This is a genomic window from Pseudomonas sp. NPDC012596 (assembly GCF_042902325.1).
GTDB lineage: Bacteria > Pseudomonadota > Gammaproteobacteria > Pseudomonadales > Pseudomonadaceae > Aquipseudomonas.
In genome coordinates this window covers 34939-54179 of sequence record NZ_JBIBEB010000010.1, presented here as the reverse complement: position 1 = coordinate 54179, position 19241 = coordinate 34939, and the positions used below count along the sequence as shown (strand labels likewise).

General features: G+C 64.5%; 17 protein-coding genes. 8 read left to right on the top strand and 9 right to left on the bottom strand.

Translation table 11 applies throughout. From position 1 onward, the window contains the following. The first annotated feature begins 79 nt into the window (after window positions 1-79). The 5 genes from ACFY68_RS13930 to ACFY68_RS13910 are packed head-to-tail and all read left to right on the top strand — an operon-like array spanning window position 80 to window position 6582. Complete coding sequence (locus tag ACFY68_RS13930; protein ID WP_387528113.1) at window positions 80-3547, top strand: response regulator; 3468 nt, start codon at window positions 80-82, stop codon at window positions 3545-3547. Further along, window positions 3544-4365: a protein-glutamate O-methyltransferase CheR gene (locus tag ACFY68_RS13925; RefSeq protein WP_346612989.1), complete on the top strand. Its 822-nt coding sequence runs from the start codon at window positions 3544-3546 to the stop codon at window positions 4363-4365. Before ACFY68_RS13930 ends, ACFY68_RS13925 begins: the two co-directional genes overlap by 4 nt. Then, on the top strand, window positions 4362-4937 hold the full coding sequence (locus ACFY68_RS13920) for a chemotaxis protein CheB (protein WP_387528110.1): 576 nt from the start codon (window positions 4362-4364) through the stop codon (window positions 4935-4937). Before ACFY68_RS13925 ends, ACFY68_RS13920 begins: the two co-directional genes overlap by 4 nt. Continuing rightward, window positions 4931-6157 carry an ATP-binding protein gene (locus ACFY68_RS13915; RefSeq protein WP_387528107.1) on the top strand — a complete coding sequence of 409 codons (1227 nt, stop codon included), beginning with the start codon at window positions 4931-4933 and terminating at the stop codon, window positions 6155-6157. Before ACFY68_RS13920 ends, ACFY68_RS13915 begins: the two co-directional genes overlap by 7 nt. Before the next feature lie 47 nt (window positions 6158-6204). Next, window positions 6205-6582, top strand: a complete 378-nt coding sequence (locus ACFY68_RS13910; RefSeq protein WP_176511937.1) for a response regulator — start codon at window positions 6205-6207, stop codon at window positions 6580-6582. Between the two features lie 50 nt (window positions 6583-6632). Here the strand turns inward: ACFY68_RS13910 and ACFY68_RS13905 are convergent, their stop codons facing one another. Genes ACFY68_RS13905 through ACFY68_RS13895 form a run of 3 tightly spaced genes read right to left on the bottom strand, consistent with a single transcriptional unit; the run spans window position 6633 to window position 9273 of the window. Then, window positions 6633-7214, bottom strand: coding sequence for a TetR/AcrR family transcriptional regulator (locus ACFY68_RS13905; protein WP_387528104.1), 582 nt, complete (start codon window positions 7212-7214; stop codon window positions 6633-6635). A gap of 12 nt (window positions 7215-7226) precedes the next feature. Further along, complete coding sequence (locus tag ACFY68_RS13900) at window positions 7227-8075, bottom strand: 3-hydroxybutyryl-CoA dehydrogenase (protein WP_387528101.1); 849 nt, start codon at window positions 8073-8075, stop codon at window positions 7227-7229. A gap of 13 nt (window positions 8076-8088) precedes the next feature. Next, window positions 8089-9273 carry an acetyl-CoA C-acyltransferase family protein gene (locus tag ACFY68_RS13895; protein ID WP_387528098.1) on the bottom strand — a complete coding sequence of 395 codons (1185 nt, stop codon included), beginning with the start codon at window positions 9271-9273 and terminating at the stop codon, window positions 8089-8091. Between the two features lie 168 nt (window positions 9274-9441). Between ACFY68_RS13895 and ACFY68_RS13890 the strand changes: the two genes are divergently transcribed. After that, on the top strand, window positions 9442-10452 hold the full coding sequence (locus ACFY68_RS13890) for an AraC family transcriptional regulator ligand-binding domain-containing protein (protein ID WP_387528095.1): 1011 nt from the start codon (window positions 9442-9444) through the stop codon (window positions 10450-10452). A gap of 126 nt (window positions 10453-10578) precedes the next feature. Here the strand turns inward: ACFY68_RS13890 and ACFY68_RS13885 are convergent, their stop codons facing one another. After that, window positions 10579-11016, bottom strand: coding sequence for a carboxymuconolactone decarboxylase family protein (locus tag ACFY68_RS13885; protein WP_387528436.1), 438 nt, complete (start codon window positions 11014-11016; stop codon window positions 10579-10581). Between the two features lie 201 nt (window positions 11017-11217). Here ACFY68_RS13885 and ACFY68_RS13880 point away from each other — a divergent pair, with 201 nt between their 5' ends. Next, entirely contained in the window at window positions 11218-12414 is a 1197-nt protein-coding gene (locus ACFY68_RS13880; RefSeq protein WP_387528092.1) for a cyanate transporter, read from the top strand. Here the strand turns inward: ACFY68_RS13880 and ACFY68_RS13875 are convergent. Together ACFY68_RS13875 and ACFY68_RS13870 are read right to left on the bottom strand one after the other, a co-directional pair. After that, window positions 12407-13840, bottom strand: coding sequence for a PLP-dependent aminotransferase family protein (locus ACFY68_RS13875; RefSeq protein WP_387528090.1), 1434 nt, complete (start codon window positions 13838-13840; stop codon window positions 12407-12409). The two genes, ACFY68_RS13880 and ACFY68_RS13875, sit on opposite strands and share 8 nt — an antisense overlap. A gap of 308 nt (window positions 13841-14148) precedes the next feature. Further along, entirely contained in the window at window positions 14149-14487 is a 339-nt protein-coding gene (locus ACFY68_RS13870; protein ID WP_387528087.1) for a hypothetical protein, read from the bottom strand. A gap of 172 nt (window positions 14488-14659) precedes the next feature. On the opposite strand from ACFY68_RS13870, the gene ACFY68_RS13865 reads away from it, so the two are divergent. Further along, window positions 14660-15241: a flavin reductase family protein gene (locus tag ACFY68_RS13865; protein WP_387528084.1), complete on the top strand. Its 582-nt coding sequence runs from the start codon at window positions 14660-14662 to the stop codon at window positions 15239-15241. Window positions 15242-15332: 91 nt separating this feature from the next. Here ACFY68_RS13865 and ACFY68_RS13860 read toward each other — a convergent pair whose 3' ends face one another. The 3 genes from ACFY68_RS13860 to glcF all read right to left on the bottom strand — a co-directional run bounded on the left by ACFY68_RS13860 (window position 15333) and on the right by glcF (window position 19239). Further along, entirely contained in the window at window positions 15333-17501 is a 2169-nt protein-coding gene (locus ACFY68_RS13860; RefSeq protein ID WP_387528081.1) for a malate synthase G, read from the bottom strand. A 111-nt stretch (window positions 17502-17612) separates the two neighbouring features. Continuing rightward, window positions 17613-18011 carry a heme-binding protein gene (locus ACFY68_RS13855; RefSeq protein WP_387528078.1) on the bottom strand — a complete coding sequence of 133 codons (399 nt, stop codon included), beginning with the start codon at window positions 18009-18011 and terminating at the stop codon, window positions 17613-17615. Further along, window positions 18004-19239 carry a glycolate oxidase subunit GlcF gene (gene glcF / locus ACFY68_RS13850; protein ID WP_387528075.1) on the bottom strand — a complete coding sequence of 412 codons (1236 nt, stop codon included), beginning with the start codon at window positions 19237-19239 and terminating at the stop codon, window positions 18004-18006. The genes ACFY68_RS13855 and glcF overlap by 8 nt, the downstream gene beginning before the upstream one ends. Between the last annotated feature and the right edge of the window lie 2 nt (window positions 19240-19241).

Sequence of the window (19241 nt, the reverse complement as noted above, 5' to 3'; positions counted from 1 at the left end):
TCGGTGAGTGCGGCGGCAGGTAAATCTGGCTTTTTCGCCACACCGTTCAATGGACTTTTTTTCGCTCGGGCGTTTTCACATGATTCAAGCTGCCTCGATGGACCAGCAAAGCTTTCGCAAGCTGTTGAGCCGCAACGTTGGCCTGCCTTTGGGGGTAGGCTTGCTGGGCGCCGTGGCCTTTGTCGCGGTGATCAGCTACCTGCTGTCGGCCATGCAATGGGTCGAGCACACCGATCGGGTGATCGGCAATGCCAACGAAACGGTCAAGCTGTCGATCGACATGGAAACCGGCATGCGCGGCTTCCTGATCACCGGCGACGAGCGCTTCCTCGACCCCTACGAGGTGGCCAAGCCGAAGATCATCGGCAGCCTGCAGAGCCTGCGCGGCATGGTCGAGGACAACCCGCAGCAGGTTGACCGCATCGACCGGCTGGTGGCCCTGCAGCAGGCCTGGAACGAGTTCGGCAACGAAATGATCAACCAGCGCCGCGCCGGCGGCGACTACCGCGAGTCGGTCGGCAATGGCCGCGGCAAGCGCATTACCGATGAAATCCGCAAGGAGTTCGACGACCTGGTCGGCACCGAGCAGCAACTGCGCATGGCCCGCAACGAAAAGGTCAGCAGCGTCACGGTAACGGCCATTTCCGCCTTCGTGCTGTTGATCGTCGGCCTCAGCGCACTGCTGGCCTACCTGGGCCGCCGTGACCTGCTGGCACTGTCGAACAGTTATGACGACAACCTCAAGGCCCAGCAGCGCTCGGCCGAACGCCTGGAGCACCAAGCCTGGCTGCGCAACGGCCAGACCCAACTGGCCGAACAGGTGTTGGGGCAACTGACCCTGCCGATGCTGGGTGACAACATCCTGCGCTTCTTCGCCAGCTACCTGGGCAGTGTGGTAGGTGCCCTGTACGTGCGTGATGGCCATGGCCGCCTGGTGCGCGTGGCCAGCTATGGCCTGGACGCCGAGGAACAGGCCCGCGAACAGGTGCTGGCCGCCCACGACGGGCTGCTGGCCCAGGCGGTTCGTGAAGGCCGCCTGCTGCGCCTGGATGACTTGCCGCAAGACTACTACCGCCTGAGTTCCGGCCTGGGCAGCGGCCTGCCGCGCAGCGCTTTGCTGATGCCGGCCAGCGAGGATGGCCAGATCAACGGCGTGATCGAACTGGGCTTCCTGCGCCCGCTGCAGGAGCGTGACGACGAGCTGCTGGAGCGGGTCGGCGGCAACCTCGGCATGTCCATCGAAAGCGCCCGTTACCGCCAGCGCCTGCAGGAAGTGCTGGCTGAAACCCAGCAGCTCAACGAAGAGCTGCAGGTGCAGCAGGAAGAGCTCAAGACCGCCAACGAAGAGCTCGAAGAGCAATCGCGCGTGCTCAAAGAGTCCCAGGCGCACCTGGAAACCCAGCAGGCCGAGCTTGAGCAGACCAACGAGCAGCTGTCCGAACGCACCGATGCCCTTGACCGCAAGAACGACGAACTGAGCCAGGCCCAGGAAGAACTGCAGGCCCGTGCCGACGACCTGCAGCGCTCAAGCAAGTACAAGTCCGAGTTCCTCGCCAACATGTCCCACGAGCTGCGCACGCCGCTCAACAGCTCGCTGATCCTGGCCAAGTTGCTGGCCGAGAACGGCGAGGGCAACCTCAGTGCCGAACAGATCAAGTTTGCCGAGTCGATCTATTCGGCCGGCAACGACCTGTTGAACTTGATCAACGACATCCTCGACATCGCCAAGGTCGAAGCCGGCAAGCTCGAAATGCGCCCCGAAACCACTCGGCTGGAGCGCCTGGTCGAAGGCCTGCGCGGCATGTTCCTGCCGCTGGCCGAGCACAAGGGCCTGGCCTTCGAGGTCAAGGTCGAGCCGCAGGTACCGGTCACGCTGTTCACCGACCGCCAGCGCCTGGAACAGATCCTCAAGAACCTGCTGTCCAACGCCATCAAGTTCACCGACCACGGCCAGGTCACCATGACCATCAGCTACCAGGCGGGCACCGGCATCGTGTTCGCCGTACGCGATTCGGGCATCGGTATCGCAGCCGACCAGCAGCAGGCGATCTTCGGTGCGTTCCACCAGGTCGACGGCAGCAGCAACCGTCGCTATGGCGGCACCGGCCTTGGCCTGTCCATTTCCCGCGACCTGGCGCACTTGCTGGGCGGGCAGATCAGCGTCGACAGCAGCCCTGGCCAGGGCAGCGTGTTCAGCCTGATCGTGCCGGAGCGTTACGAGGCCGAGGCAGAAGAGGTCGAGGCCCTCAGCCTTCGGCCTGCGGTCGACAGCCTGCCGCCGGCACCCCAGATCGCCAGCGCTGTGGCGCCTAAACTGCTGGCACCGGCCTTTGCCGATGACCGCGACCGGGCACCGTTCAGCAACCGCTGCATCCTGGTCATCGAAGACGAACCGAACTTTGCCCGCATCCTCTTCGACCTGGCCCATGAACTGGGCTACAGCTGCCTGGTCGCCCAGGGCGCCGACGAAGGCTTTGCGCTGGCCGCGCAGTACATCCCCGATGCGATCCTGCTGGACATGCGCCTGCCCGACCATTCAGGCCTGACCGTGCTGCAGCGCTTGAAGGAGTTGGCCAGCACCCGGCACATTCCGGTGCACATCATTTCGGTCGAAGACCGCGTCGAGGCGGCCATGCACATGGGCGCAGTGGGTTACGCGGTCAAACCAACCAGCCGCGAAGAGCTCAAGGAGGTGTTCGGCCGCCTGGAAGCGAAGCTTACGCAGAAGCTCAAGCACATCCTGCTGGTAGAAGATGACGACCTGCAGCGCGAGAGCATCGCCCGCCTGATCGGCGATGATGATATCGAGATCACCGCCGTGGCCATGGCCCAGGATGCCCTGGCGCTGCTGCGCGAGAACATCTACGACTGCATGATCATCGACCTCAAACTGCCAGACATGCTCGGCAACGAACTGCTCAAGCGCATGACCGCCGAGGACATCCGTTCATTCCCGCCGGTTATTGTCTACACCGGTCGCAACCTCACCCGCGAAGAAGAAACCGAACTGCTCAAGTACTCGCGCTCGATCATTATCAAGGGCGCCCGCTCGCCAGAGCGCCTGCTCGACGAAGTGACGCTGTTCCTGCACAAAGTCGAATCGCAGTTGTCCCATGAACGCCAGCGCATGCTCAAGACCGCACGCAGCCGCGACAAGGTGTTCGAGGGCCGCAAGATACTGCTGGTGGATGACGATGTGCGTAACATCTTCGCCCTGACCAGTGCCCTGGAGCACAAGGGCGCCATCGTCGAGATCGGCCGCAACGGGCGCGAGGCCATTGAGCGCCTGGAGCAGCATGACGACATCGACCTGGTGCTGATGGATGTGATGATGCCGGAGATGGACGGCTTCGAGGCTACCCGGCTGATCCGCCAGCAACCGCGCTGGCGCAAGCTGCCGATCATCGCCGTGACCGCCAAGGCGATGAAGGATGACCAGCAGCGATGCCTGCAGGCTGGCGCCAATGATTACCTGGCCAAACCGATCGACCTGGACCGCTTGTTCTCGTTGATCCGCGTATGGCTGCCGCAACTGGAGCGAATTTGACTAGCGAGCGCAACACCGACATCGAGATCCGGCTGCTGATCGAGGCGATCTACCTCAAGTACAGCTACGATTTTCGCAACTACTCCGGCGCTTCGATCAAGCGCCGCATCTTGCACGCCCTGCGCCAGTTCGACTGCCTGACAGTGTCGGCGCTGCAGGAGCGGGTGCTGCACGACCCGGGCATGTTCATGCAGTTGCTGCAGTTCCTGACGATCCCGGTCAGCGAGATGTTCCGCGACCCGAGCCACTTCCTTGCCCTGCGCAACGAAGTGGTGCCGCTGCTGCGCACCTGGCCTTCGATCAAGATCTGGATCGCTGGCTGCAGCACCGGCGAGGAGGTGTACTCGATGGCTATCCTCTTGCGTGAGGAAGGCCTGCTCGAGCGCACCATCATCTATGCCACCGACATCAACCCGCGCTCGCTGGACAAGGCCAAGCAGGGCATCTACTCGATGCAGAGCATGCGCGAGTATGAGGAAAACTACCGCCTGGCCGGCGGCCGCCGTGATTTCACCGAGTACTACACCGCCGCCTACGGCAACGCCATCATGGACAGCACCCTGCGCGACAACGTGACCTTCGCCGACCACAGCCTGGCCACCGACAGCGTGTTCTCAGAAACGCAATTGGTGTCGTGCCGCAACGTGCTGATCTATTTCAACAAGGACCTGCAGGACCGGGCCTTGGGCCTGTTTCATGAGTCCTTGTGCCACCGCGGTTTTCTGGTGTTAGGCAGCAAGGAATCGGTGGATTTCTCCGCTTACAGCGATCGCTTCGAGCCGTTGGTCAAGCCCGAACGGATCTTCCGCAAATCATGAACGGCATACGTGCGGTGGTGATCGGTGCCTCGGCAGGCGGCGTGCAGGCGTTGTTTCAGGTACTTGGCGGCTTGCCGCCGGGCTTTGTCACGCCGATATTGTGCGTGCTGCACTTGCCCGACGACCGTCACAGCCAGCTGGCCGAAGTGCTGCAGCGGCGCCTGAACAGGCCGGTGCGTGAGGCCTGTGACAAGCAGGCCATCGAGGCAGGGCTGATCTACGTGGCCACGCCCGGTTACCACCTGTCGGTGGAAAACGACTTCAGCCTGTCGCTGAGCCAGGAGGACCCGGTGCACTTCTCCCGCCCGGCGATTGATTTCCTGTTCTTCTCGGCGGCCGACGCTTACGGCGATGGCCTGCTCGGCATCCTGCTGACCGGGGCCAATGAGGATGGCGCCAAAGGCCTTGCCCATATCAAGAACAGCGGCGGCCGGACTGTGGTCCAGGACCCCCGCGACGCCCAGGTGGCGCTGATGCCGGAGGCCGCACTGGCCCTGCACCAGCCTGACCATATTCTTACTCTGAGCGGTATCGGGCAGTTGCTCGCTACCCTGGAAGCCAGCGCATGTTAAGCCTCACCACCGCCAAACTGCTGATCGTCGATGACCTGCCGGAAAACCTGCTGGCCCTCGACGCCCTGATCAAGGGCGAGGACCGCGAGGTGCACCAGGCGCAGTCTGCCGAAGACGCATTGTCGTTGCTGCTGGAGCACGAGTTCGCCCTGGCCATCCTCGACGTGCAGATGCCGGGCATGAACGGCTTCGAGCTGGCCGAGTTGATGCGCGGCACGGAAAAGACCCGCAATATTCCGATCGTCTTCGTCACCGCGGCCGGGCGTGAGTTGAACTACGCCTTCAAGGGCTACGAAAGCGGCGCGGTGGACTTTCTGCACAAGCCGCTCGACACCTTGGCGGTGAAGAGCAAGGTGTCGGTGTTCGTCGACCTGTACCGCCAGCGCAAGGTGCTCGACCGGCAGTTGCAGGCCCTGGAGCGCAGCCGCCAGGAGCAGGAACTGCTGCTGACCCAGTTGCAGGTGGCGCGCGGCGAGCTGGAGCACGCGGTGCGCATGCGCGATGACTTCATGTCGATTGTCTCGCACGAGGTGCGCACGCCGCTCAATGGCCTGATCCTCGAAACCCAGTTGCGCAAGATGCACCTGAGCCGTGGCAACCACGACGCGTTCAGCGCCGACAAACTGCAGGCCATGGTCGAGCGTGACGAGCGGCAGATCAACAGCCTGATTCGGTTGATCGAAGACATGCTCGATGTCTCGCGCATCCGTACGGGTAAACTGTCGCTGCGGCCCAAGCTGTTCGACCTCGCCACCCTGGTGCGTGGCCTGGTAGAGAATTTCGGTGCTCAGGCCGCGGCGCTGGGCACGCACATCGACCTGCAGCGCTGCGAGGCACTGCAAGGTGAGTGGGATGAATTCCGGATTGAACAAGTGGTGGTCAACCTGTTGTCCAATGCGTTGCGGTATGGCGAACGCCAACCCGTCGAGGTGCGGGTGTTCGAGCAGGGGGGGTGTGCCTGGGTGCAGGTGCAGGACCACGGCATTGGGATCAGCGGGGCCAACCAGCAGCGGATCTTCCAGCAGTTCGAGCGTGTGGCCACGCAACAGGCCAGCGGTGGGCTGGGGTTGGGGTTGTACATCTCGGAGCAGATCGTGCAGGCCCACGGTGGGCGGATTCAGGTGGAGAGTGAAGAGGGCAAGGGTGCCACGTTCAGCCTGCAATTGCCGCTGATGCGGCAGACAGAACAAAACGACCAGGTGCGGGCAACCTCTGCCTGAGCCTGGGGTCAGATGGCCAACTGTATGAATTTCAAGGCGTTGTTGTCATGAGTGAAGATGCACAAGATGTGGTGCTGGTGGTCGAGGACGAACCGGCGATTCGCATGATCCTGCGGGATTATCTGGCAGGCGAGGGCTACCACGTGCTGGTAGCCGAAGACGGTGAGCAGGCATTCGCGATCCTGGCGAGCAAGCCGCACCTGGACCTGATGGTGACCGATTTTCGATTGCCCGGCGGTATTTCCGGGGTGGAGATCGCCGAGCCTGCGGTGAAGTTGCGACCGGACCTGAAGGTGATCTTCATCAGCGGGTATCCGGCGGAGATCCTCGAGTCGGGCAGCCCGATTGCGCGCAAGGCGCCGATCCTGGCCAAACCGTTCGACCTGGATACCTTGCACCAGCAGATCCAGACACTGCTGCGTTGAAGCTTCAGGGCCTCTTCGCGGGGCTTGCCCCGCGAAGAGGCCCTGAAGGGCTATCGAAGCGTTCGCTCGATCCCACCGACCAGCAAGTTCTCCATCAGCGCCAAGCCCTGCTTTTGAGGCAATGCCTTGAGCATCCTCGGCAGCTGGTTCAGTAACGTCGCCACTACATGCGCCGTCGCCACCAACGCGTCCCCCGGCAACGTCGCCTGCGGCGCAATCAAGCGCAGCAACCCCGCTTCATAGCGCTTGCGCAACGAAACCAGGCGCCCTTGCTGCTCCTCGCTCAGGCAGCAGAAATCCCGCTCCGCCAGGCGAAACTGCAGCGGCCGCTCGGCATGCAATTGCCAATGCGCAGCAATCAGGCAGGACAACGCCGAACCGCCACGGGCCATCGCCCTGCGGCCAAGCTCCAGGGTGGCCTGCAACTCCTCGTACAACTCCTCGATCAAGTCGTACAGCAGGTCCTGCTTGCTGGGAAAGTGGTGGTACAGCGAACCTGCAGTCAACCCAACATGCGCCGCCAGTTCGCGCATGCTCACCTGGCCGAAGCCTTTCTCGGCGAACAGCGCCAGGGCCAGATCACGCCGCTCTTCAAAGCTGGCACAGCGCATCGCGGCGTTGACTGGGGGCATGCTGGTCGCTCCTCAGTAGGTGAAGAAACCGCGGCCGGTCTTGCGCCCCAGCCAACCGGCCGCGACCATTTCCTTGAGCAGCGGGGCAGGGCGGTATTTGCTGTCGCTGAAGCCCTCGTGGAAGGCCTCCATGATCGCCAGCAAGGTGTCCAGGCCAATCAGGTCGGCCAGCGCCAGCGGGCCGATCGGCTGGTTGCAGCCCAGGCGCATGCCGGTGTCGATGTCCTCGGCACTGGCCAGGCCTTCCTGGCGCACGAAGATCGCTTCGTTGATCATCGGTACCAGAATGCGGTTGACCACGAAACCCGGGCGGTTGCCGGCGGTGATCGGCGTCTTGCCCAGCTTCTCGGTGACCAGCAGTGCCTGGGCGTAGGTGCTGTCGCTGGTCTGCAGGCCGCGGATGATCTCCACCAGCGCCATCATCGGCACCGGGTTGAAGAAGTGCACACCGATGAACCGCTCGGGGTGCTCGATGCTGGCCGCCAGCTGGGTGACCGACAGCGACGAGGTGTTGGTGGCGATCAGGCAATCGGCCGCCACGTTGGAGGCTACCTGTTGCAGGATGCGCTGCTTGAGTTGCAGGTTTTCGGTGGCCGCCTCGATCACCAGTTGCGCAGTACTCAACTGCGCGTAGTCGGTGGTGGTGCGGATGCGTGCTTTCGCTGCCGTGGCGCGCTCGGCATCGAGGGTGCCTTTGTTGACCTGGCGCTCCAGGTTCTTGGCCAGGGTGGCCACGCCCCGCTCCAGCGCGGCGTCGGACACATCCACCAGCAGCACCGGGTAGCCGGCCACCGCGCACACCTGCGCGATGCCGTTGCCCATGGTGCCGGCGCCGATCACGGCGATCTGTTCAATGCTCATGGTGCCCATTCCCTCAAACGCGCTCGAAGACAACGGCGATGCCCTGGCCGCCGCCAATGCACATGGTGGCCAGCGCGTAGCGGCCCTGGATGCGCTGCAGTTCATGGATGGCCTTGGTGGCGATGATCGCCCCGGTGGCGCCGACCGGGTGGCCCAGGGAAATGCCCGAGCCGTTCGGGTTGACCTTTTCCGGGTCGAAGTCCAGTGCGCGGGCCACGGCGCAGGCCTGTGCGGCGAACGCTTCGTTGGACTCGATCACGTCCAGGTCGCTGAGCTTCAGGCCGGTTTTCTCCAGCACCTTGCGCGTGGCCGGGATCGGGCCCAGGCCCATCAGTTCCGGTTCGACACCGGCGTGGGCATAACCCACCAGGCGTGCCAGCGGCTTGAGCCCCAGGCGGCGCACGGCGTCACCGGTGGCCAACACCAGGCCGGCCGCACCGTCGTTGATGCCGCTGGCGTTGCCGGCGGTCACCGTACCGTCTTTCTTGAACACGGTCTTCATGCCGGCCAGCTGCTCGGCGGTCACATCGCCGCGCACGTGCTCGTCCACGGCGAACTGCACCGTGCCTTTGCGGGTTTTCAGCTCCACCGGGACGATCTGGCTGTCGAAACGGCCCTCGGCAATGGCGCGCGCCGCGCGGCGCTGGCTGGTCAGGGCCAGTTCATCCTGCATTTCGCGGGTGATGCCGTGCTTGGCGGCGACGTTTTCTGCAGTGATGCCCATGTGGAAGTGTTCGAAGGGGTCCTGCAGCACACCAACGGTGTAGTCGATGCCTTGCAGGTCGCCCATGCGTGCGCCCCAGCGGGCTTGCGGCAGCAGGTAGGGGCCGCGGCTCATGGACTCGGCCCCGGCGGCCAGGGCCACGTCGGCATCACCGAGCAGCAGGCACTGGGTGGCTGAAACGATCGCCTGCAGGCCCGAGCCGCACAGGCGGTTGACGTTGAAGGCCGGTGTTTCCTTGGGGATGCCGGCGTTCATCGCGGCGACCCGCGACAGGTAAGCATCCCGCGGTTCGGTAGGGATCACGGTGCCCATGACCACGTGGCCGATCTGCTCGGCGGCCACGCCCGAACGCTCGATGGCGGCGCGGCTGATGGAGGTGGCCAGGTCGGCCAGGGGCAGGTCCTTGAGCGAACCGCCAAAACCACCGATGGCGGAACGGACGGCACTGACCACGTAGATTTCTGCGCTGCTCATAGAGGCTCCGATTGCGTAGGCATGGCGGGAGCGGGCCAGGCTCTGCGAGAATGGCCGGCGATCCCGGATGGGGTCCGAGTCTAGGCAAAGGCGCTGTTGCAGCCTATGCCGGATCTGTTCAGTCAACCTGGCACTTTTTGCCACTCAGCATAGACAGTGAATACCGCCATGCGCGATAGCGACACGGTCGCCGTGTACTTCCTCAACGCCATGCTCCATGCCCTGCGGGGTCAGCCCGAGGTCCGCGATGCGCACCTGCGCGCGGTGGGCATCGACCCGGCGCTGCTTGCGCAGGCCCAGGCCCGCGTGCCTGCCAAGGCGTTCGCTCAGCTGTGGCTGACACTGATTCACGTACTGGACGATGAGTTCTTTCGCCTCGACAGCCATGGCATGCCGCTGGGCAGCTTTGCACTGATCTGCCGCGGCCTGATCCAGGAGCCGAACCTGGAGAAGGCCCTGCGCCAGTGCATGGGCAATTTTGCCCTGTTCCTGCGTGACCTGCGTGGCAGCCTGACGGTGCGTGCCGGGCGGGCGGTAATCAGCGTGCAGTCGCAGATTGCCGACCCGTCGACCCGGGTCTACGCCGAAGAAACCTACCTGGTGCTGGTGATCGGCCTGTTGTGCTGGCTGGCTGGGCGGCGCATTGCCATCCACCGCACCGAGCTTGCGGTCGCGCGCCCGGGCCAGGACGACGACCTGCTGTTGTGGGGGCCCGACCTGCGGATGGGCAGCGGGCGTACCGAGGTCGAATTCGACAGCGCCTGCCTGCGCCTGCCGGTGGTGCAGGACCTGAGCAGCCTCAAGACCTTCCTGCGCAGCGCACCCCAGGGGTTGGTGATCCGCTTTCGCAACCAGAACGGCCTGGTCGCCGAGGTGTATCGGCACCTGCGTGCACGGCGTTACGGGCAATGGCCCACCCTGGAGGCGCTTGCCAGGCAACAGGGCATCAGTGCCAGCACGTTCCGCCGGCAACTGGAGCGCGAAGGGCGTTCGTATCAGCAGATCAAGGATGAGGTACGCCGGGCGATGGCGTTCGAGCACTTGCGTGAGGGGGTGATGAGCATTGCTGAAATTGCCGAGCAGGCAGGGTTTCAGGAACCCAGTGCGTTTCACCGGGCGTTCAAGAAGTGGACAGGGCAGAGCCCGGGGAGCTACCGGGCCAGGTTGGCGAGGCGATAGCCACTGATGTTCCCGGTGTGCATGTCATGAGTGTGCGGGGGGCGCAAATCGAGCGCCGCCCGCGCGGCGCTCGATTTCGACAGCGCAGGCGAACTCATGCCGAGCCGCTAAAAGTCCTTCACAATCTCACGCCGGAACCATCGCAAACCCTACACCAAACCGGTTCCAGGCATTGATGGTAGCGATGGCCAACGTCAGGTTCACGACCTCGGCCGGCTCAAAATGGTGCTGCAGTGCCTCATACTCTGGCTGTGGCGCACCGCGCTCAGGCAGCCGGGTAAGGCTCTCGACCCACGCCAGCGCCGCCCGCTCACGCGGCGTGAAGTACTGGGTTTCCTGCCACACGGTCAAGGTCTGCAAGCGCGCCTCGGTCTCGCCGGCCTTGCGGGCGTCATTGGCATGCATGTTGACGCAGTAGGCGCAGCCGTTGATTTGCGAAGCGCGCAGGCGCACAAGCTCCAGCAGTGAATTTTCCAGGCCGCTTTTGGCCAGGGCCTGTTCCAGGCCGATCATGGCTTTGTAGGCTTCAGGTGAGTGCTTGGCCCATTCGATACGGTTATGCATGGCGATCTCCAAGAAATGTGGGTTGGACATGGCGCTACCTTAGCGCCGCCAGCTCATCGGCCCGATAGCCAATCCTGCGCATTGCCAGGAGGCCAATTGCACCATTCAGGTGCCCACTGATGTGCATCCAATCTCTTCATTTCTGCCCCGCTTGGCGAAGCGGGATAATCGCCCCTGACTAGGGAAACAGGCGATCACGTAATGAGAGGTGCTTTGAATTTGTTGTTGGTGCTGCTGTTGGCGCTGAACTTGCGGCCAATCCTGACCAGCATCGGCCCGCTGCTCGAACCGATGCGCGCCAGTACCGGCCTGGGTTACCAGCAAGCCGCACTGCTGACTGCGCTGCCGGTGCTATGCATGGGCCTGGTACCGTTGCTGCAGCCTTGGCTGCGCCGCTGGGTCAGTGAGCACGGCGGCATGCTCGGCGGGCTGGCGGCTATCAGCCTGGCCTGCCTGTGGCGGCTGCAGCTGGACAGCGCCTGGGCGCTGATTGCCAGTGCGGTGCTGGCCGGGCTGGGTGTGGCGGTAGTGCAGGGCATGATGCCGGGGCTGGTCAACCGCTGGTTCCCCACTCGCCTGGCAGGGACCATGGGCCTGTATTCGGCGGCATTGATGAGCGGCGGTGGGCTGGCTGCGGTGCTGGGCCCACACCTCAGTGGCTATTTCGGCCATTGGCAGGCAGGCCTTGGCTTGTGGGCGATTCCCGCTGTGCTGGCCGTGCTTGCCTGGGCAGTGCTGCGCCCGCGTGAAGCGGCGCCCAAGCTGGCAGGGGCTGCCGAGGGGCATTGGTTCGGAACGCGCCGGGCATGGCTGCTGGCGCTTTACTTCGGCTTGATCAACGGCGGTTACACCAGCATGGTCGCCTGGCTGCCGGCCTATCACCTGGAACATGGCGGCACGGCCCAGGGCGGTGGTGACCTGGTGGGCCTGATGACCCTCTTCCAGGTCGCAGGCGCGCTCGGCTTGCCGTTGCTGCTGCGGCGGTTAGCGGACCGTCGGCCCGGGCTTTGGCTAGCATTGTCGGTGCAGCTGGTGGGCTTTCTGGGGTTGTTGCTGGCGCCGGCAGCGGCAATGGGCGTGTGGGTGGCGATGATCGGTTTTGGCCTGGGTGCGTGCTTCAGCCTGAGTCTGACCTTGACGCTCGAGCACCTGAAAACACCCGGTGGGGCGGGTAGCCTGGCGGCGTTCGTGCAGGGGATCGGCTTCATCATCACAGGCACCGTGCCGTACATCACCGGTTGGTTGCGTGACGTCAGTGGTGACTTCCAGGCCTCATGGACGCTATTGACCGTCACGGTGCTGGCGATGCTGCTGGTGACCGCGTGTTTCGCACCACGCGGCTATGCCGCCGCGATTGCGCGGCCACGCCAGGGCGGCCAGGCCACCGCCGTCAACTGAGGCGCTGCAACGTATCGCGCACGCGGTCCAGCGCCGGGTCGATATCCAGCAGTTCGATCGCGCCAAAGCCGAACACCAGGCCAGGCCGCACTGGCACTTCGCTGAAGAAAGGCGCCAGCGAGTACAGGCCGACCTCGACCTTGCGGGCGAGGTTGGCCAGCAGCTCGATATCCACGCCGGCTTGTGCCAGGGCGCTGAGGTGGAACCCGGCACTGGCCGGCACGGCCTCGAACCACGGCGCCAGGTCGCCCTCCAGTCGCGCCAGGATGCGTGCGCGGCGGGCACTGTAGATGTCGTGGCAGCGGCGGATGTGCTTGCTCAGGTGCCCTTCGCTGATAAACCGCGCCAGCGCCCACTGCAGCAGCGTCGGGCTGTGCCAGTCGCTCAGGTGCTTGGCCACGCAGGCAGCGCCGAGCACGGCCGGTGGCAGCACCGCGTAGCCCAGGCGCAGTTCTGGCAGCAGGGTCTTGGAGAACGTGCCGACGTAGGCCACCAGGCCATGCTGGTCGAGGCGCTGCAGGGCTTCGGAAGGCGGGCCGTGGTAGCGGAACTCACAGTCGTAGTCGTCTTCAATGATCAGCGCGCCGAGCTCGGCGGCCCTGGCCAGCAACGCTTGGCGGCGTGGTTCGCTCATGGGCATGCCGAGCGGGAACTGGTGCGAGGGGGTCACGTAGATCAGCCGGGTGCCGTCGGCGATCTGCTCCACGCACATACCTTGATCGTCCACGGGTACTGATTGCAGGCGTGCACCGAGGGCCAGGAACAGCTGGCGTGCGGGCGGGTAGCCGGGGTCTTCCATGGCCACCGGGCAGCCGGGTTCGATCAGCACCCGGGCAATCAGGTCCAGCGCTTGTTGGGCGCCGTTGCACACCAGGATATCGGCGGCGCTGCAATGCACGCCCCGGGCGAAGGCGATGTGGTGGGCGATGGCTTCGCGCAGCTCGGGCAGGCCTTGGGCCTGGAACTGTCGTTCGGGGTGGCGCTGGCTGCGGCGCAGGGCGTAGTTCAGGCAGCTGCGCCAGTGGTCGAACGGGAATTGCGACTTGATCGAGGCGCCGCCCACGAAGTCATACCGTGAGGGTGCTTCATGGGTGCGTCTGGCGAGTACGGTGGCGCGTTGTTGCCAGCGGTCCAGCGAGGCTGCGGCGGCGAGGGGCACGGTTTGTGATTCGTTGCTGTGCACTGGTTGGCGTGGGGTGATGAAGGTGCCGCGGCCGACTACGCCACTGAGGAGGTTGTCATAGGTCAGGCGCGAATAGGCTTCGGCCACGGTTTTGCGTGACACGCCGAGTTGTTCGGCCAGCAGGCGGGTGGGTGGCAGCTGGGTGCCGGCGGCTAGGTGGCCACTGTCGATGCCGGCGCGCAATTGTTGGTAGAGCTGGTCGGCCAAGCCTTTTCGGCCTTCCAGGCGAATGTGCAGTTCCATGATCGTGTCCGGGGCGCGAGAGTGCTGAGGATAGCGGAACTTTGCAAAATTCTGGTGCTGCCCTCAAGCCCGCAGTCGGTATGACCCACCCACATGGGTTACAGGTTAGTGCACGTACATAGGACCGCGCCCACGGCCCATCCATGGGCCGAAGCGCTTGACGGGCATCCATGCCCGTCACCTCCCTCCGCAAGACCTCCGCTCGGCCTCCTGAAGTCGCAATCTGTGTCGTCTGGGCTATTGCGCGCTTAGAAGCAGAAGCACGGCAACGGCAACAGCAACGGCAACGGCTGGGGGCGTTGTTGGTTTCAGAACCGGGCCGTGCTCACGGTGATATAGCCCTTGTCCACCAGTGCAATGCGGATCACCGTCTCGTCCGCCTGCGCCTTGTGCTTCTGCTTGATAGAGACGCCGTCAACCGCTACAGCACGCATACGATGGGCGATGGCGCGGCCGTAGGCGTCGAAAAACACCTCGCTGGCCAGCAACTCGATGCGCTCGATCAGCTGCCGTGTTCGTTCGTCGGTGGCACAGAAGAACAACACCCCCGACAGGTGCGGGTCTTCATCCGGGTTGTCGACCTCGTGGGCCAACAGTTCGCGCAGCGTGCTGCGCAACTCGGCCGTGGTTTGGGCGTGTGGATGCATAGGGCAGCTTCCTCTGATCGCAAGTGCCGATGATGTTTTCGCCGGGCGAGCGCGACAAGTAGGGCGTTTCCGAGAGGGTGGGTAGGAATTTTCCGAAGATACAGGATGGATGCCGTGGGTTTATTGATGCTGCACAATTACGCATCTGATTGCGCGCTTACCGAGGACATCGATGAACAGCCATTTTCAAGCCGTCGACCTGCAAAAGGCCTACCGCCTGCTCAACCACGGGCCGACCGTGCTGGTGTCGGCCAGCCACCAAGGCGTGGACAACGTCATGGCCGCCGCCTGGGCCTGTGCGCTGGACTTTGACCCACCCAAGGTCACCGTTGTGCTGGACAAGATCGCCCGCACCCGGCAATTGATCGAAGGCAGTGGCTGGTTCGTGATCCAGGTACCGACCGCCGCGCAAGCGCAACTGACCCATCAGGTCGGTACCCGCAGCCTCTTTGATCACCCCGACAAACTAGCCAGCATCGGCGTTGAACTGGAACGCGTCGAAGGGCATGCAGCGCCGCTGGTCAAAGGCTGCTCGGCCTGGTTGATGTGCCGGGTGATCGACGAGCCGCACAACCAGAGCACCTATGACCTGTTCATCGGCGAAGTGGTGGCCGCCTGGGCCGATGACCGGGTGTTCCGTGACGGGCACTGGGCCTATGAGCAGGCCGACCCGCAGTGGCGCAGCCTGCACTATGTGGCGGGTGGGCATTTCTATGCCATTGGTGAGCCGGTGGTGGTCAGGCAGCAGGATTGATGTAGACAGTGCTGCTCCATTCGCGGATACAACGCCGGCCTGTAGGCGCGGGTCTACCCGCGAATGGGCCGCACAGCGGCCCCTCGCACAATCAACCCATGACCTCCTGCTTGAACCGCAACCGCCAACCATGCAGCAACGGTTCGGTATACCCGCTCGGCTGCTCACGCCCCTTGAACACCAACTCCCGCGCCGCGCAGAAGGCATGCGACCCTGCAAAGTCAGCCGCCATCGGCCGATACGCCGCATCGCCGGCATTCTGCTGATCGACCACCTTGGCCATCCGCTGCAGCGTCCGCTCCACCTGTTCGGCGCCAACCACGCCATGGTGCAGCCAGTTGGCAATATGCTGGGCCGAGATGCGCAGGGTGGCGCGGTCTTCCATGAGGCCGACATCATGGATGTCCGGCACTTTGGAACAGCCCACACCTTGCTCGACCCAACGCACCACATAGCCCAGGATGCCTTGGCAGTTGTTGTCCAATTCGGCCTGGATGTCCTCTGCGCGCCATGGCGTGTCGGGGCTGACCGGAATGCTCAGCAGGTCGCGCAACAACGGCGCGTGCTCGCGGGCCAGGTCGGCTTGTTCCAGTTGCTGTTGCACCGCCGCCACATCGACCTGGTGATAATGCAGGGCATGCAGGGTCGCGGCAGTGGGTGAGGGCACCCAGGCGGTATTGGCGCCAGCGCGAGGCTGGGCAATTTTCTGCTCGAGCATCGCCGCCATCAAGTCGGGCATCGCCCACATGCCTTTGCCGATCTGCGCCTTACCGCGCAGGCCGCAGGCCAGGCCAACCAGAACGTTGCTGCGCTCATAAGCCTGAATCCAGGCGCTGCCTTTCATGTCGCCTTTGCGCAGCATGGCGCCGGCCTCCATGGCTGTGTGCATCTCGTCGCCGGTGCGGTCGAGGAAGCCCGTGTTGATGAACACCACCCGCGCCGCCGCGCTGGCGATGCAGGCCTTGAGGTTGACGCTGGTGCGCCGCTCCTCGTCCATGATGCCCATCTTCAGCGTATTACGTGGTACGCCCAGCAGGTCTTCGACACGGCTGAACAGCTGATCGGCGAAGGCGACTTCGGCCGGCCCGTGCATCTTTGGTTTGACGATGTACAGGCTGCCCTCGCGGGAGTTGCCGCGGCGTTTGAGGTCGTGCAGGCCGATCAGGCTGGTCACCACCGCGTCGAGGATGCCCTCGGGAATCTCGCGGCCGTCTCGGTCATGGATCGCCGGGTTGGTCATCAAGTGGCCGACATTGCGGATGAACAGCAGCGAACGGCCCGGCAGGGTCAGCGGCTTGCCATCTGCCCCTTGGTACTCGCGGTCTTTTGCCAATGCGCGGGTGAAGGTCTTGCCACCCTTGCTGACCTGCTCGCTCAGGTCGCCTTTCATCAGGCCCAGCCAGTTGCGATAGACGTTGACCTTGTCCTCGGCGTCCACGGCTGCCACCGAGTCCTCGCAGTCGATGATGGTGGTCAGCGCAGCCTCCACAAGGATGTCCTTGACCCCTGCGAGGTCAGCCTGGCCGATGGTGCTGCTCGGGTCGATCTGGATTTCCAGATGCAGACGGTGGTGCTGCAGGACGATCGCCGAAGGCTTGCCCGGCTCGCCCTGATAACCGCGCAGTTGGTTGGCCTGCTTGAGGCCAACCTGGCGGCCATCTTTCAAGGTGACGAGCAGCGCGCCTTGGCTGATTGCGTAACCCGTTGCCTCGCTATGCGAGGCGCCTTCGAGCGGCGTGGCCTGGTCGAGCAGGCTTCGGCCGAAGGCAATGACCCGTGCACCCCGCGTGGGGTTGTAACCCTGGCCGCGCTGGGCGCCGTCGCTGTCGGCAATCGCATCGGTGCCATACAGCGCGTCATACAGCGAACCCCAGCGGGCGTTGGCGGCGTTGAGGGCATAGCGGGCGTTGCTCAGTGGAACTACCAGCTGCGGGCCGGCTTGCTCGGCGATTTCGCGGTCAACGTGGGTGGTGGTGATGCTGACCTGCTCGGGGCTTTCGACAAGGTAGCCAATGCCGCGCAAGAACGACTGGTACGCCGCCATGTCCGTGATTGGGCCAGGGTGTTGGCGGTGCCAGGTGTCCAGTTCGGTTTGCAGGCGGTCGCGTTCGGCGAGCAGTTCGCGGTTGCGCGGCGCGAGGTCGTGGACCAGCGTGCTGAAGCCCTGCCAGAACGCGGTGGCGTCGATGCCGGTGCCGGGGAGGACTTCGTCCTCAATGAAGCGCTGCAGGAGGGGGGCGACCTGAAGATGATTGGGCATGGTAGTTTTGCTCTTAGTCATACTTTGAGAAATCCGTTGTGGGTGATGGCCTCTGGCGGGTGAACCCGCTCCTACAGGTGCAGCGTCGGGCCTGAGAAGCGGGTTTTCCGACTACAGCGCCCCGGCACCCGCTTTGGCCACTTGCGCATCTTGTTCGGGCTTGACCCCGGAAACGCCGATGGCACCCACCACCTGACCCTCCACCAGCAAGGGCACCCCACCTTCCAGGCTGGTCAACAGTGGCGCGGTGACGAACGCCGTGCGCCCGCCGTTGACCATCTGCTCGTAGTCGCGCGTTTCCTTGCGCCCAAGCGCCGCGCTGCGGGCCTTTTCCATGGCGATGTAGGCACTGGCCGGCGCGCAGCCATCCATGCGCTCCAGGCCCAGCGGATGGCCGCCGTCGTCGACCACCGCGATGGTCACGTTCCACTGTTGCGCCTGGGCTTCCTGGCGGGCGGCGGCGAGCAGGCGGGTTACTTCGGCCTGGCCGATCACAGACTTGCTATGCATGGCGGTTCTCCGGGTCAAGGGCGGCTTCGACGATTTCGATCCAGTGGCGCACCGGCGTGCGCCCGGCACCGTCAAGGTGGGTCTGGCAGCCGATGTTGGCGGTGGCGATGACTTGTGGCTTGCCGCTTTCCAGCGCGTTAAGGCGATTGTCGCGCAGTTGCCGCGACAGCTCGGGCTGGGTCAGCGAGTAGGTCCCGGCCGAGCCGCAGCACAGGTGGCCGTCCGGTACCGCAGTCAGGGTGAAGCCCAGGCGGGTAAGCAGGGCTTCAACCTGGCCACCGAGCTTGAGTGCATGCTGAAGGGTGCAGGGGCAATGGAAGGCCAGGCGCTGGTCCGCGCACAGCCCCAGCTGCTCGACCGGTTCGTCGCGCAGCACTTGCACCAGGTCACGCGACAACGCGCTGACCCGGGCGGCCTTGGCGGCATAGTGCGGGTCCTTTTCCAGCAGGTGGCCGTAATCGTGTACGAAAGCACCGCAGCCGCTGGCGGTCTGCACAATGGCTTCGGCGCCGGCCTCGATGGCCGGCCACCAGGCATCGATGTTGCGTCGGGCACGCTCAAGGCCGCGCGGCTGTGCATTGAGGTGGTAATCCACCGCGCCACAGCAGGCGGCTTCGAATGCGGGCACCACGCTGATGCCCAGCCGGTCGAGCAGGCGCGCGGCGGCGGCGTTGGTGTTGGGCGACAGCGCCGGTTGCACGCACCCTTCGAGCAGCAGCACCCGACGGGCGTGGCGCACCGGCGGGCGCTCGCCGGGCGCGGCTATCTGTGCTGGCAACTTGCTCTTCAGTGTGGCCGGCAGCAGCGGGCGCAGGGCCTGGCCGGTGCGGGTCAACGCCTTGAACAGCGCCGGGCGCGGCACCACCGTGCGCAGGCCTTGGCGCAACAGGCGCTGGCCGAGCGGGCGGGGCACCTGCTGCTCGACCACGGCGCGGCCGATGTCCAGCAGGTCATGGTATTTCACCCCGGACGGGCAGGTGGTCTCGCAGTTGCGGCAGGTCAGGCAGCGGTCCAGGTGCAGCTGCGTGCTGGCCGTCACCGGCTCGCCTTCGAGCACCTGTTTGATCAGGTAGATACGCCCACGCGGGCCGTCCAGCTCATCGCCGAGCAGCTGGTAGGTGGGGCAGGTGGCCGTGCAGAAGCCACAGTGCACGCACGAGCGCAGGATGCTTTCGGCCTCTTCGGCGCGGGCCAGGCGCTTGGCGGTGTCGCTCAGGTTGGTTTGCATGG